The organism is Deinococcus radiopugnans ATCC 19172 (genome assembly GCF_006335125.1).
Classification (GTDB): domain Bacteria; phylum Deinococcota; class Deinococci; order Deinococcales; family Deinococcaceae; genus Deinococcus; species Deinococcus radiopugnans.
The window spans coordinates 53182-66959 of sequence record NZ_VDMO01000019.1; the positions used below are offsets into that span (position 1 = coordinate 53182).

Below are 13778 nucleotides of genomic sequence, written 5' to 3' on the forward strand. Positions count from 1 at the left end.
CAGGATTCTGTCGGCCAGCAGAAGGGGCAGCCGGCACCCATCGCCCGCTGCCCCTGCCTGCCTCGCACTCAGAACGCTTTGAAGCGCGTCAGCTTGAACGGCGTTTCGGGAATGCCGCCCTGCAATTTATCCAGTTGCCCCTGCGTGACCACCACGTCGCCGCCCACCTTGACCAGTGTGGTGGGGAAGCGCAGGCCGTTCAGTGGCTCCTCCATGACCAGCGTGCCGCTGCCGTAGTCGGCGCCCAGGCTGACCTTGCTCACCAACCCATCCGCGTTGCGGGCCACGTATAGCGTCTGGCCGTCCAGCAGCAGACCGTCGCCGTTCTTCAGGCCGCCCATCACTTTTTTGATGACCTTCGTGCCCGTGTCGATGCGCCACAGCTCGCCCGTATTCAGTTGAATACTCAGCAGGTACTTGCCGTCCGGCGAGGCCACGATGCCGTTCAGGTTGATGCCGGGGCCGTACTTGATGGGCGTTCCAGCGAGGTTCAGCCACGGCTCCACCTGCATGTCGCGCACGCGCCAGATCACCGGGCGGGTGGAATCGGTCACGTAGACGCTACCGTCCGGCGTGGGAATCAGATCGTTCAGGTACGGGTTGGGGCTGGGCGGCGTCATCAGCGTGGCGACAGGAGCGCCGTCCTTCGAGAGGATGTTGATGGCCCCCGTCGCGCCCCCGGCCACCCACACGCGGCCCTGCGCGTCCACCTTGAGGCCTAGCGCGGTACTGCGGCCCTTTGCGCCGCCCTCCGAGAACAGGCTGGTGGCCCCGGTCTGGGCGTTGATGGCGTAAATGCTGCCGGTGGCGGCGCTGCCGGTGTAGATCACGCCCCTGGCCGCGTCGTAGGCCACGCCCTCGGGGAAGGCCTGTGGGCTGGGCAGCGGGTAATCGCGCACGCTGAAGTTGTCGCGCTTGATCACGCCACAGCGTTCGCGCGCGCCACTCTTGCCGCTGGGATCGCTCTTGTAGTCGTCCATGTTCGCGTGGATCACGATGGAGCGGTTCAGGACGCCGTTCGCGCCGGTCAGGCTGCTTTTGGCGGTGGTGAAGGTGACCTTGCCGGTGCCGTCCGCGCCCACTTCCAGCATGGGCAAGTCGCCGCCGTGGCCGTATTTGTTGCCTGCCGTGGGGCTGTCGTGGTTCTTGCTCATGCCGGGATCGAAGTGACCGCCCGCGCCGCCGAAGGGCACCACCTTGTTTTCGGCGGCGTCCACGCCGGGGGTGCAGCGCCCGAACTCGTGCAGGTGCAGGCCGTGCATGCCGGGGGTCAGGCCACTCACCTGCACCGTCACGCGCATGCCCATTCCAGCCTGCTCAAATTGCGCCTCGCCGCGCACTTCCCCGGCGGCGTCGCGCAGGGCCGCCGTCGCCCGCAGGTTGGCGGGCATCATGCCGGTCATCGGCTCTGCGCCCCCGGCCAGCACCAGCCCGCTCAGCAGCAGCGCCGCGCCGCCCAGGCCGAAGGCTACCGTTTTCTTAAATTGCCGCATCACTGGCCTCCGGTGTAAAGCACGCGGTACAGCACGCCGCTCTGATCGTCGGTGAACAGCAGGCTGCCGTCGGTGTATTGCGCGACGCCCGCCACCCGTCCGAACTGCTTCCACACGTCGCCGTCCTGGTATACGAAGCCGCTCACGAACGGCGTCACCCCCGTCGGCTGGTTGTTCGCGTCGAAGGCCACGTGCCCGATGTAGTAGCCGCTGGGTTCGGAGCGGTTCCACGAGCCCCGGAAGGCCACGAAGGCGCTGTTTTTATATTCGGCGGGAAACTGGGAAGCGGTGTAGAAGGTCATGTCGATGGCCGCCGCGTGCGCGGTGTTGTTCAGCACGCTGCCCACCGTCCCGGCGCAGTACTCGGCCTTGGTGATCTGCCCCGGAATGCCCGACACGTTCACGTAGGGGTCAGGCTGCTTGTCGCCGTAGCAGAAGGGCCAGCCGTAGTTCTTGCCGCGTTCCAGCACGTTCATTTCCTCGGGAGGGATGTTGTCGCCGTGCCAGTCGCTGCCCTGATCCCAGCCGTAGAGAACCCCGGTCACCGGATGCCAGCCGAAGCCGATGGTGTGGCGCAGCCCGCGCGAGTAGACCTCGCGGCTCTTGCCGTCCGGGCTGATTCGCAGCAGGGTGGCGTCCTCGGGGTTGGGCGTGGGCGCGTCGTTGTTGGGGCTGCCGAAAGCGGCGTACAGGTACCCGTCCGGCCCCCAGTGCATGCCGCGTGCGCCGTGCTGACCGGCGTCGGGGAAGCCGGTGGCGAACACGCGCGGCACGCTCATGGTGCCGTCTTTCGCCATGTCCATCACCCAGATGTTCTTCTCGCCTGCGACGTACATCTTGCCGTCTTTCACGGCCATCGCGTGCGCTGTGCCCAGGTTCTGGGCCACCCGCTTGCGCTCCAAGGCCTCGATCTGGCCGTCGCCGTTGACGTCCTTGAGGTACCACAGGTCACTCTGCTTCATGCGGGTCAGGTAGATGCCGCCATCACTCATCACCAGCAGGCTGCGGGCGTTGCCCAGGCCCGTCGCCATCACCTTCAGCTCAAAACCCGCCGGGACTTTCAGGCGGCTCAGCTTGTCCGCCGTGAATTCCAGCGGCGTCGGCTCGTTGCGGGTGGCGGTCACGGTGGCGGGTGGCTCGCCTGGGGGAATGGGGCGCGGCGCGGGCACGCCCTGTGCGCCGGCAGCGGACACGGTCAGGGCCGCCGTCAGGGCGGTCAGAAAAAGTCGTCTCATTTGTGGTTCCTCCGCCCGATATGGTGCCGAAGCGCAGGCCGTTGAAGTGGGAGGGGCTTACCATATGGGACAACGTTCAACGTTGATTCAAGGCCAGCTTCAGGCCGGGTGGAGGTTGTGCCGCTTGACGCTTACGGTTTTTCCACGAACAGCGGCAGGCCCGACCCCGCCACAGCGCCCACGTCCACGGCCCGGCGGTGTAATTCCTGCACGGCCCGCGTGCCTTCCTCGCCCACGTCCAGGCTGAAGGCGTTCACGTACAGGTCAATGTGCGCCTGCATGACCTCGTCGGCCATCTCCAGCGCGTGCTGCCGGATGTAGGCGCGCGAGGCTTCGGGGTGGGCGTAGGCGTACTCCAGGCTTGAGCGAACCGAAACGTTGAGCGCCCACTGCATGTCGGGGGCCAGATCGCGGCGCACCAGAATCGCGCCCAGCGGCAGGGGCAGGCCGGTCTCGCCCTCCCACCACGCGCCCAGATCCAGATGCTTGCTCAGGCCGTGCTGCGGGTAGGTGAAGCGCGACTCGTGGATGATCAGGCCCGCGTCTACCTCTCCGCGCTCCACGGCGGGCATCACCTCATCGTAGCGCATCCGCATCACCTTCACTTCGGGGTAGACCAGACGCAGCAGCAGCTCGGCGGTGGTCAGCGCGCCGGGCGAGGCCACCGTCTTGCCGTTCAGATTCCCGATCTCGCCGCGCGTCACGATCAGCGGCCCCACGCCGCGCCCCAGTGCCCCACCCGCGCGCAGGGCCACGTAGCGGTCCATGACGCCGAAGTACGCGCGGTAACTGATCTTGGTTATGGGCAGGCGGCCCAGCGTGGCCCAGTCGTTGAGGGTCTGCACGTCCTCCAGCACCTCCTGCACCGGCAGCGGCGCGGGCACCAGCCCGGCGTGCAGCGCGTGGAAGATAAAGGTGTCGTTGGGGCAGAAGGAATAGCCCAGGTGCAGGGTGTCGGGGAGAGTGCTCATCGCCCTTCAGGGTACGCCTCACCCCACCTGCGGATCAGCGTTCCGTCACACGGGCGCCGCATGCTGGGCGCTATGAAACGGCTTGCCCTGTTGACGGCCCTGGCCTGCATCGCCTGTGCGGAAGCGGGGGGTGCGGACGGCGGCATTCTCGTCGGCCCCGGCGCCCAGGCCTGCGCCCCGGGGTACATGCCGCCTGATTTTGACCGTCTGGACAGCGAGTTGCAGACGGCCCGCCTGCGCTGGAAGCTGGCGAACCTCCAGCATTATCGCTACGACTTTGCCCGTATTGCCGCGCCCCTGCGCTTCCCCGACGTGACGGTCAGCGTGAAGGGCGGCAAACTTCAGGGCGTGACCTTCAAGAATCCGGCGGAGGCCAATGCCCCAGCGCCCCTGAACACTGGCCCGATGGAGGCGCTGTTTCTGGAGGTCACCCGCGCCCTCGCGTACCAGAAGGCCCAGCCCTGCGCCGATCTGCGCGTCACCTATGACGCGAAAGACGGCCACCCCACCACCTTTTACAGCGGCTCGGGGTTCAGCCCGTTTGCCGATGGCAACGCCGAATGGCGCGTCACCAACTTCAGCGCACGTCCCTGAGCACCGCCCGCGCCGCGTCAGCGTCACGGTTCAGTTGCGCCTTCAGCTCGTCCAGGCCGCCAAATTTCTGTTCGCCGCGCAGGTGCGAGAAGAACTTGACCTGCACCTCCTTGCCGTAGAGGTTGCCCTCGAAGTCGAACAGATGCACCTCGAACCGGCGCGTTTTGCCGTTCACGGTGGGGCGGAACCCTACATTCGCCATGCCGTGCCAGCGCTCGCCCCGGTCTCCCAGCGCCACCACCGCGAAGACGCCCAGCGGCAGCGCCTTGCCGTCCGGCACGCCGATGTTGGCGGTGGGCCAGCCGATGGTGCGGCCCAGCTGATCGCCGTGGATCACCACCCCCTGCGCGTCGTAGTGGCGGCCCAGCAGGCGGCCCGCGCCGTCCACGTCGCCCGCCGCGAGCAGCTCACGGATGCGGGTGCTCTTGATGTCCTCGCCGGCCAGCTGGTGCATCGGCAGGGCCACCACCTCGGCGGCCACCCCGCGCAGGTCTTCGACGCCCCCGGCCCGCCCGCGCCCAAAGTGAAAATCCTCGCCCACCACCACGGTGCGCGGGCGCAGCGTACGCAGATCGTCCAGAAACGCCTCCTTGGGCCGGGCCGCGAACTCGGCGGTAAAGGACGTGGCAATCGTCTCGTCCACGCCGTAGCGCGACAGCAGATCCAGTTTCTCGGGCAGGGTGGACAGGAACTCCACGCCCTGCGTGAGCACTCGCGTGGGCGGGTCGAAGGTGTAGACCACGCTGGGAACGCGGTGTTCGCGCGCCTTGGCCTTCAGCTGGGCGATCAGCGCCTGATGCCCCAGATGCACGCCGTCAAATGATCCCACCGCTACCACCGTCTCGGTGTCCGGGCGCTGGGAGGGCGAAACGTAGGTCTTCACTCCGCCGAACCTGCCAGACTCTGTGCCCCGTACAGCGCCGCCGCGACGGTGGTCGCGCTGCCCACGATCCGGCCCTCGCGCAGGCCGTCCAGCACCTTCTGGGGGGCCATCCACACCACCTCGATGTCCTCGTCGTCGTCGTGCGGCAGCTTGCTCTCGCGTAGCCCGGTGGCCTGGAACACGTACAGCTGCTCGTCGCAGAAGCCGGGGCTGGAGTAGAAGCGGGTCAGCAGCCGCATCTCGCCGTCCAGCCCGGCCTCCTCCTGTAATTCGCGGCGGGCCGCCGCCTCGGGGGATTCCTCGCCGTCGATCAGGCCCGCCGGGGCTTCCAGGGTGTGGGCGTCCACGGCGCGGCGGAACTGGCGCACCAGCAGCATCTCGCCCGCGTCGTTCAGGGCCAGCACGGCCACGGCGTCGGCGTGGCGGATGACCTCCCACTTGTCTTCCAGCAGTTCCAGCTTCAGGATGTGGCCGTCGTAGATCGTGCGGGCGTCGCCAGTCATGCGGGCCATTGTAGGGATTTGGGCCTGTGGGCGGGGGGCTTTGGCCTGAGCCGGTGGCCCCACCCCCCAGCCCCCATCCCCAGAGGGGACGGGGGAGCAGGCGTTGCACTGGGCAGGAGGATTGAGCATTGTGGGCGGGAGAGGGCGGCGGCATCAGGGTCTGATGCCCTGCTCCGTGACGCTAAATGCGGCCCGTGCGCTGCGCGCCCGACGGCCTTCGGGGGGCTTTGCGGCAGGCATTCGGGGGAGTCGATTGGGGGCCTTCCGCGTGGGGTGGCGAAAATTATGATGGGGCGGATGACTTCGGCTGAACCCGCGCCCTGGCGCCCGAAACCAGGTGTGGTCAAGACCGCCTGGCGCCAGAGCCTGATCTTTTGCCTGGTCTGCGCCGTGCTGGCCCCCCTGGCAGAGCGCAGCATGGTTTCGGACGCGGCCGCGCTCCGGGTCAGTCTGGCCCAGCCCCGTATTCAACGGGCCGCCATGATCACGCAGCTTTCGCAGAGGTCTGGCAGACGGAGTTCGGGCCGTCAGGTGGACGCGACGATACGTCTCGAGGCTGGACAGCATGCTCAGCAAGACGTGCGGATGGACTGGTCTAGAAGGAGCTTCGGAGGCCTTGAATTTGACCGATACGAGCGGGTGGGGCAACAGATCGTCGTTACCTGTCTCGCGGCCCGCCCTGACCGGTGCGCCCGACTGGGACAGCAGGAGCGCGAGCTGTCGGGCCTGGGTGACCTGATCGGGTTCAGCCGGGCGGTCTTCGTGTATGCCGCCTGTGCCGTCGTCCTGCTGCTGTCCCAGGCCCGGCGGGTGCTGGCCGCGCCGCTTCCACCTGTCCTGCCCAGGGTGAGCCGCCGGACACCCCAGCCCACCGCTTCCGGGCGTGCGGTGGGGCGCGTCCGGGCGAGGCACGCAGGGTTGGGGCGGCATGATTCGGAAGACCACACGCCGGACGCGTAAAGCCCCACTCCCTACAATGCCCCCATGTCCGCCCTGCCCTCCTATCTGGCCCGGCCCCTCGCTCCATACGCGGGGCAGACGGTGGCCGTGGGCGTGTCGGGTGGGGCGGACTCGGTGGCGCTGCTGCGGGCGCTGCTGCTGGCCGGAGCGCGGCCCGTCGCCACGCATCTGGATCACGCCCTGCGCCCCGAATCGCCGGATGATGCCCGCTGGGTGGCGGCACTGGCACAGTCGCTGGGCGTTCCCCACGAGTCGGCGCGGGTGGACGTCGCGGCAGTGGCGGCGGCGCGCGGCTGGAACGTGGAGGACGCCGCCCGCCGCGTGCGCTACGACTTTCTGGGGCGGGTGGCGAAGGGGCATCGAGCCGCCGCCGTCCTGACCGCCCACACCCGGCGCGACGTGGCCGAGACGGTGCTGATGGGCCTGTTGCGCGGCGAGGCCGTCCTGAATGGCATTCCAGCACAGCGGGGCCGGGTGCGCCGCCCCTGGCTGGACGTGCCTCGCGCCGAGATCGAGGCTTTTCTACACACGCTGGGCCAGGACTGGCGCGAGGACGCCTCCAACCATGACCCCGCCTTCACCCGCGCGTGGATTCGCCGCGAGGTGATGCCGGTGCTGAGCGCCCGCTTTCCGGGGGCCGAGGCGAGTCTGGCGCGGGTGGCGGGGTACGCCGCGCAGGACGACGCCGCCCTGACGGACTGGGCCGCACAGCTCACGCCGCATGCGCCGCTGGAAAAACAACCCGCCGCCGTGCTGCGCCGTTTTGTCCGCCGGGAGTTGGTGCGGGCGGGCGTCCCCTTCCACTTTGAGCATCTGGAACGGCTGGCAGATTCGCTCAGGGCCGACGACACGGCCCATGTCACCCTGCCCGGCGCGCGGGAAATCACGGCCACCGGTGGGCGGCTTCATCTGGCGGCGCAGCGCTGGCGCGAGCCGGAGTTCCCCCTGCCCCCTGGCTGGCAGCGCCGCACCCGGCAGGACGGAGACCGCATCCGGCTGCCCGGTGGCACACGCAAGCTCAGCGACGTGCTGACCGATCTGAAGGTGCCGCGCCGGGAGCGTGACTCGGTGCCGCTGCTGGTGTCGGGTGAAGGGGTGCAGTGGGTGGGCCTTCAACCTCCCGTCTGGGCGGTGGGCGCGCGGGAGGTGGCGGGCGTGGCCCGGGATCCCCTCCACACTGCCATGGGCGAGGCGCTGACCCTGGCGCGGCAATCGGCAGAAGTGGGGGAAGTGCCGGTGGGCGCGGTGGTGGTCGGCCCGGACGGCGGGGTGGTGGGCCGGGGCCGCAACACCTCGCGGGCGGACGGCGACATGACCCGCCACGCCGAGATGGCAGCGTTGCGGGAGGCCGCCACGAGCCTGGGCACGCCATACCTGACGGACTGCACCCTTGTCGTGACCCTGGAACCGTGCCCGATGTGCCTGGGGGCGGCGCTGGAGGCGCGCGTGGGTCGCATCGTCTACGGCGCGGCCAATCCCAAAGCGGGGGCGCTGGGCGGCGTGACCGACGTGCTGGCGGCCCACTGGGGCCACGCGCCCAAGGTGACGGGCGGCGTGCGGGCGGGCGAGGCGGCGCGGCTGCTCAGGGCCACCTTCCAGGGCATCCGGGCGGGGCGGCCGGCGGGCGAGCCCTGACGTGGCCTCACCGGCCAGCGGGCTTGCTACCCTCCTCCCGTGACCATTCCCCCTATTGCCCTCCACGCCGCCGCCGAACGCTTCGGCACACCGCTGTACGTCTACGACGCTGCCGAACTGGACGCCGCCCTGGCCCGCGTGCGCGCCGCTTTTGGCGAGGCGCGGGTGTACTACGCCATGAAGGCCAACCCCAACCTCACGCTGCTGCGCCGTCTGCACGCGGCAGGCGTGGGTTTCGAGTGCGTCAGCCCCGGCGAACTGGCGCGCGCCGAGGCGGTGGGCGCAGCGGGCGAGCGGATTCTGGTCAACGGCCCAGCCAAATCCAGCGCTGAATACGCAGCCGGGGCGCGGCTGGGTGCGACGTTCATCATTGATCGCGAGGAGGAGGTGGGCCTGCTCCCCGAAAACTCCCGCGCACTGGTGCGGGTCAACCCGGCGCTGGCGGTCAGCACCCACGATCATCTGGCGACGGGGGCCGAGGGCAGCAAGTTCGGCGTGACGCTGGCGCAGGCCCCGCGTGTGCTGGACGCGTTGCGCGAGGCGGGACACACGGCCCTGGGCCTGCATGTCCACATCGGCAGCGCCATCCGCGATGCCCACGACTTCACGGCGGCCTTCGGGCGGCTGTCCGAGTTGCGGGCCGAAACCGGGCCGCTGGCCGTGCTGGATGCGGGCGGCGGCTGGGGCCTGGCCGCCGATCTGGCCGGCATTGCCGCCGAGGCCTGGGCCACCGCGCAGGCGTTTGGGGCACAGCTGTGGGTGGAACCGGGCCGCTATTTGGTGGCCCGCGCCGGCACGCTGCTGACCCGCGTGGTGGGCACCAAGACGACCGGCCGCAACTTCTGTCTGGTGGACGCGGGCATGACCGAACTGCTGCGGCCCATGCTGTACGGCGCGGCCCACCCGGTTACGCCGCTGTGGGACGGCCCAGACGCTGGGGTCTGGGACATCGCCGGCCCCGCCTGCGAGAGCGGCGACTTGCTGGCGCGTGACATTGCCCTGCCCCAGCCCACGCGCGGCGCCCTGCTCGCCATCGGGGAGGCGGGGGCCTACGGCGCGGCGATGGGCAGCAACTACCTGACCCGCTCCCGCCCTGCCGAGGTGCTGTATGACCAGGGGAACGGGGACGGCGCGCAGTGGACCCTGATCCGCCGCCGCGAGACGCCGCAGGACGTGTGGGCGGCGGAATTGCCCGGCTAAAGCGGCGTTTTACCCCGTATTCCGTACCCCCGCCGCAATGCCTTGCAGGCTCAGCATCAGCGGGCGCTCAAAGGTGTCCAGGCCGCCGTCCTCGGCGCGGGCGCGGCGCAGCAACTCCACCTGAATGCGGTGAATCGGATCAATGTACGGGTTGCGCAGGCTGATGCTCTCGCGCAATCTCGGTTCATTGGCCAGCAGCGGCGCGCCCACCACGGCCTCCACCAGCGCCACGGTCTCGCGGAAGGCGGCCTCCAGATGTCCGGCCAGCGGGTGCGGCCCCAGCAGGCGCAGGTATTCCTCGAAGATCAAGGGGTCACTCTTGGCCAGGCTCATCTGCGCGTTGTCGAGCACCGTGCGGAAAAAAGGCCACGCCGCGTACATCTCCTGCGCCGCCTCCGTGCCAATGCTCTGTAACCCCTCGCGCAGGCCGTACCAGCCGGGGAGGTTGCTGCGGATCTGCGTCCAGCTCATCACCCAGGGAATGGCCCGCAGATTGCTCAGGGTGGGCGCGCCGGGCCGCCGAACGGGGCGTGAGGCGATGTTCAGCCGGGCGATCTCGTGGATCGGCGTGACCGCCTCGAAGAAGGGGAGGAAACCGTCGTCGTGCACCAGCGCGCGGTATGCGGCGGCGCTGGCGGCGGCGGCGCGGTCCATCGCCGCCGTCCATTCCTCCTTCAGCGAATCTGCCGGGCGCGCGGCCGACAGCAGCAGGCCGTACAGCGCCTGTTCCAGATTGCGCTGCGCCAGCACCGGATGGCTGTACTTGTCCGCCAGCGCCTCGCCCTGCTCGGTGATGCGCAGGCCCGCGTCGATGGTTCCGGCAGGCTGCCCCAGAATGGCGCGTGAGGCGGGGCCGCCCCCCCGTCCGATGCTGGTGCCGCGCCCGTGGAAGAAGCGCCAGCGCACGCCCGACGCCCGGCACACGGCGCTGATCTGCCGCTGTGCCTCGTGCAGCGCCCAGTTGGCGGCCAGAAAGCCGGCGTCCTTGTTGCTGTCCGAGTAACCCAGCATGATTTCCTGCACGTCGTCGCCCAGAATCGCGCGGTACTCGGGCCGGGCCAGCAGGTCGGTCATGATCTGAGGCGCGCGGTGCAGGTCATCCAGGGTCTCGAACAGCGGCACGGGCAGCACCCGCAGCCCCACCTCGCGGGCCAGCAGCAGCGGCTCCAGCACGTCGCTGACGCTCTCGGCCATGCTGATCACGTAGCGCCCGAAGGCGCGTGGCCCGCTCAGGGCGATGGCGTCCCGAACCTCGCGGATGGGGCCGATCACCGTCTCCAGTTCGGGGGTCAGCGGCTCTCCGGCAGGCCACAGCGGGCGGCGCGAGCGCAGTTCGGCGGCCAGCAGCGCCTGCCGTTCCGCTTCAGGCAGCGCCAGATAATCCGCCTCCACCCCGGCCTGGGCCAGCAACGCGGCCACCGCCGCCCCGGTCTGCCCCGAGTGTTCGCGCACGTCCAGGCTGACCAGATGCTGCCCGAACACCCGCGTTAGCGTCAGCAGCGGCGTCAGCAACCGGTCGGCGGTGCGGCGCTGCCCATCCGCCCGCAGCCGGATGTCCAGGGCTTCCAGGCGCGGCAGCACCTCCACCCGCTCGCCGTCACGCACGGCGTTGTGCAGGGCGCGCAGCTCGGTGCGGTAGGCGTCGCGGCCCTCCTGCTCCTGCGACAGATCGGCGTAGGCCTGCTTCAGGCTGCCCAGCAGCAGGTCGCGTGCCCGCTGGCGGTGCAGTTCCAGGGTCTCGCGGGTGGCCTCCGGCGTCACGAAGGGGTTGCCGTCGCGGTCCCCGCCCATCCACGACGAGAAACTCAGGGGAATTCTGGCGTCCGACGCCTGCCCATAGATGTTCACGAAGGCCCGGTTCAGGTCACGTTGCAGTCCCGGCAGCGCCCCGGCAATCGCCCCCAGGTAGTTCAGGCCGCCCTTGACCTCGTCCAGCACGGTGGGCTTCAGGTGCCGCAGTTCGGGCGTGGACCACATCGCCTCCACATGGGCGGCCACCCGCTCCTGCGCTTCCGGATCGTCCAGTTGAGGTAGGTCACGCGCCACGGCCTCCAGGTGCTGGCGGATGGTGCGGCGGCGCATCTCGGTGGGATGGGCCGTGAAGGTCAGGCCCAGGTTGACGCGCTCGATCAGGGCCTCCACCTGCGCCGCGCTCAATCCCTGCTCCTTGAGGGCGGCCAGCGCCCCCTCCAGGCTCTGCGAGCGCACGCCCTCGCCCGCCCGCAGCACGCGCACCCGCTCGTATTCCTCGGCCAGATTGACCAGCTGGAAGTACCACGTGAAGGCCCGCGCCAGCCGTCCCGCGTCCTCGCCGGAGAGGCCAGCGAGCATGCCGCGCAGTTCGGCGTCGTCGCCCCCGGCGCGGACCTCGCGGACCAGGGCGCGGGTGCGCTCCACCAGCTCGAAAAAGGCCTCGCCCTCCTGTTCTTTCAACACCTGGCCCAGCGTGCGGCCCAGCAGATTCACGTCACTCTTGATGCCCATAGCGCCTCCGGTGGTCAGGGATGAGCCGGGATGGGATTCCGGCCGGCCGCCGCGTCTGCGCCGGGGGCCTGCGGGTGTGCCGCTGAACAGCCCCCAAGCTGAATGGCCCCCGTCCGTGTCTGCGGGGGCAGCGGCGGCCTACAGCCCGTCCTCTTCCAGCCCTTCCTCGACGTCACGGTAGCGCTCGATGGACACCGCCCGCCCCGCCTCTATCTGGACATACACGGCGTTCAGCTCGGCGCGGCCCTCAGCCACGGCGTAGCGGTGGGGGCGCTCGGTGACGAAACGGGCCACCGGGCCTTCGGGCGCCGAGCCGATGATGCTGTCGTGCGGGCCGGTGAAGCCGGCGTCGGTCTGGAAGGCGGTGCCGTGCGGCAGGATGCGCGAGTCGGCGGTGGGCACGTGGGTGTGCGTGCCGATCACGGCGGCCACCCGCCCGTCCAGATGCCACGCCAGCCCGGCCTTCTCGCTGCTGGCCTCGGCGTGAAAGTCCACGAAGACGCTGCCCAGGTCGTCGCGTTCCAGCAGGGTGTCGATGGCCGTAAACGGATTGGACACCTGATCCATGAAGACCCGGCCCAGCAAGTTCACCACGGTCAACCGCTCAGTCTGGCCGCTCCCGGTATGCACCTCGAAAGTGCGCCAGCCGACGCCGGGCGTCTGTGGGTCGGCGTAGTTCAGCGGGCGCACGATGGGGTAGTTTTCCGGGTCCTGCATCAGCTTCAAGACGTCGCGGTGGTGCCACGCGTGGTTCCCCAGCGTCATGCAGTCGGCCCCGGCCCGCAGCGCGCCTTCGGCCGCCTCGCGGTGTATGCCGAAGCCCCCGGCCGCGTTTTCCATGTTCACAACGGCGAAATCCACGTCCCGTCGCAGATCGGGCAAGCGCGCCCCCAGTATCCGGCGGCCCGGCTGGCCGAACACGTCTCCCACAAACAGCAGCTTGATCATGTGGGCAGGCTAGCGTCTGGGCTTCGGCCCCGCGTCCCCTGGTCTGTCCCCTGGGCGTCCTGTTTTCTGGCTTACATGACCGGTGGTGGTAATGCCCCCGTAATGCGGCGGGGCAACGCTGGGTGCAGGAGGCACCACCATGAACAGAATTCTGGTCACCACCGACGGCAGCGATCTGGGGCAGCACGCCCTCTCCCACGCGCAGGGGCTGGCACGGGCGCTGGGGGCAGAACTGACCGTGCTGAGCATTCAGCTCGATCCTGTCCTGGCCGCCTACGGGGAGTATTCCTACGCCCTGCCCACGTCCCTCGAAACCCTCGATGAACTGAAGGCGGGACTGGAAAACGATCTGCGGACGCGGCTGCCTGAAGCCAGAATCCGCGTCGAGCGCGCCGCAGGCCGCCACGTCTCGCGCGCCATTCTGGACGTGGCCCGCGAGGAGGGCGTGCAGATGATCGTGATGACCACCCACGGACGCAGCGGTCTGGGCCGCGCCCTGGTGGGCAGCGTGGCGCAGGCGGTGGCGCAGCACGCCCCCGTGCCGGTGCTGCTGATCAAGGGCGACCAGCAGCCGGTGGCGTGGGGAAGCGCGGCGGCCCAGCAGGTGACCGGAGCGTAAGACGCTCCCGTGCCGCCGCGTGGGGGAAGGGCCATTGGCGAGCGTCCGGCCCTGGCCCTTTGCTTTTGCCCCGTGTCCGGAACCCAGGAGCCGGGAGAAGGTCCGTGGCGAAGGAGGGCAGCCGAACTAAGTACAACGCATTTAAGAAGTAGAATTAGGCATGGCCCGCCCTGCTCGACGTATTGCGATTTCTGGGGAAGAGGACGACCAGCTCCGTGCGCTGGAAACCAGTCCACACACGCACCCGAAGGCC

At 69.5% G+C, this 13778-nt stretch carries 12 protein-coding genes; 5 read left to right on the plus strand and 7 right to left on the minus strand.

Features of this window, described 5'->3' with window-relative positions:
• Positions 1–68: 68 nt before the first annotated feature.
• From FHR04_RS15670 to FHR04_RS15680, 3 genes are all read right to left on the minus strand, one after another.
• A complete protein-coding gene (locus tag FHR04_RS15670; RefSeq protein WP_139404234.1) occupies positions 69–1493 on the minus strand; it encodes a superoxide dismutase family protein in 1425 nt (474 codons plus the stop codon).
• A complete protein-coding gene (locus FHR04_RS15675) occupies positions 1493–2728 on the minus strand; it encodes a PQQ-dependent sugar dehydrogenase (RefSeq protein WP_139404235.1) in 1236 nt (411 codons plus the stop codon). The genes FHR04_RS15670 and FHR04_RS15675 overlap by 1 nt, the downstream gene beginning before the upstream one ends.
• A gap of 131 nt (positions 2729–2859) precedes the next feature.
• Positions 2860–3699: a 1,4-dihydroxy-6-naphtoate synthase gene (locus FHR04_RS15680; protein ID WP_139404236.1), complete on the minus strand. Its 840-nt coding sequence runs from the start codon at positions 3697–3699 to the stop codon at positions 2860–2862.
• 72 nt (positions 3700–3771) lie between these two features.
• On the opposite strand from FHR04_RS15680, the gene FHR04_RS15685 reads away from it, so the two are divergent.
• Positions 3772–4293, plus strand: coding sequence for a DUF6174 domain-containing protein (locus tag FHR04_RS15685; RefSeq protein ID WP_139404237.1), 522 nt, complete (start codon positions 3772–3774; stop codon positions 4291–4293).
• Here FHR04_RS15685 and ribF read toward each other — a convergent pair.
• Both ribF and FHR04_RS15695 read right to left on the minus strand, forming a co-directional pair.
• Positions 4277–5176 (minus strand): riboflavin biosynthesis protein RibF, encoded by a 900-nt coding sequence (gene ribF, locus FHR04_RS15690; protein WP_039684077.1) that lies wholly within the window; start codon positions 5174–5176, stop codon positions 4277–4279. The genes FHR04_RS15685 and ribF overlap by 17 nt on opposite strands.
• On the minus strand, positions 5173–5679 hold the full coding sequence (locus tag FHR04_RS15695) for an NUDIX domain-containing protein (RefSeq protein ID WP_039687046.1): 507 nt from the start codon (positions 5677–5679) through the stop codon (positions 5173–5175). Before FHR04_RS15695 ends, ribF begins: the two co-directional genes overlap by 4 nt.
• 297 nt (positions 5680–5976) lie before the next feature.
• Between FHR04_RS15695 and FHR04_RS15700 the strand changes: the two genes are divergently transcribed.
• From FHR04_RS15700 to lysA, 3 genes are read left to right on the plus strand one after another with little or no spacing between them, the layout of a single operon-like run.
• Positions 5977–6639 carry a hypothetical protein gene (locus FHR04_RS15700; RefSeq protein ID WP_139404238.1) on the plus strand — a complete coding sequence of 221 codons (663 nt, stop codon included), beginning with the start codon at positions 5977–5979 and terminating at the stop codon, positions 6637–6639.
• A 24-nt stretch (positions 6640–6663) separates the two neighbouring features.
• Entirely contained in the window at positions 6664–8274 is a 1611-nt protein-coding gene (gene tilS, locus FHR04_RS15705) for a tRNA lysidine(34) synthetase TilS (protein ID WP_139404239.1), read from the plus strand.
• Between the two features lie 39 nt (positions 8275–8313).
• On the plus strand, positions 8314–9474 hold the full coding sequence (gene lysA / locus FHR04_RS15710) for a diaminopimelate decarboxylase (protein WP_139404240.1): 1161 nt from the start codon (positions 8314–8316) through the stop codon (positions 9472–9474).
• A gap of 9 nt (positions 9475–9483) precedes the next feature.
• On the opposite strand, the gene FHR04_RS15715 is transcribed toward lysA, so the two are convergent.
• The gene (locus tag FHR04_RS15715; RefSeq protein ID WP_139404241.1) at positions 9484–11958 is read right to left on the minus strand and encodes a phosphoenolpyruvate carboxylase; all 2475 of its coding nucleotides are present in this window, start codon (positions 11956–11958) and stop codon (positions 9484–9486) included.
• A gap of 138 nt (positions 11959–12096) precedes the next feature.
• The gene (locus FHR04_RS15720) at positions 12097–12906 is read right to left on the minus strand and encodes a TIGR00282 family metallophosphoesterase (protein WP_139404242.1); all 810 of its coding nucleotides are present in this window, start codon (positions 12904–12906) and stop codon (positions 12097–12099) included.
• 139 nt (positions 12907–13045) lie between these two features.
• Here FHR04_RS15720 and FHR04_RS15725 point away from each other — a divergent pair, with 139 nt between their 5' ends.
• Positions 13046–13525, plus strand: a complete 480-nt coding sequence (locus tag FHR04_RS15725) for a universal stress protein (protein ID WP_139404243.1) — start codon at positions 13046–13048, stop codon at positions 13523–13525.
• The last annotated feature ends 253 nt before the right edge of the window (positions 13526–13778 follow it).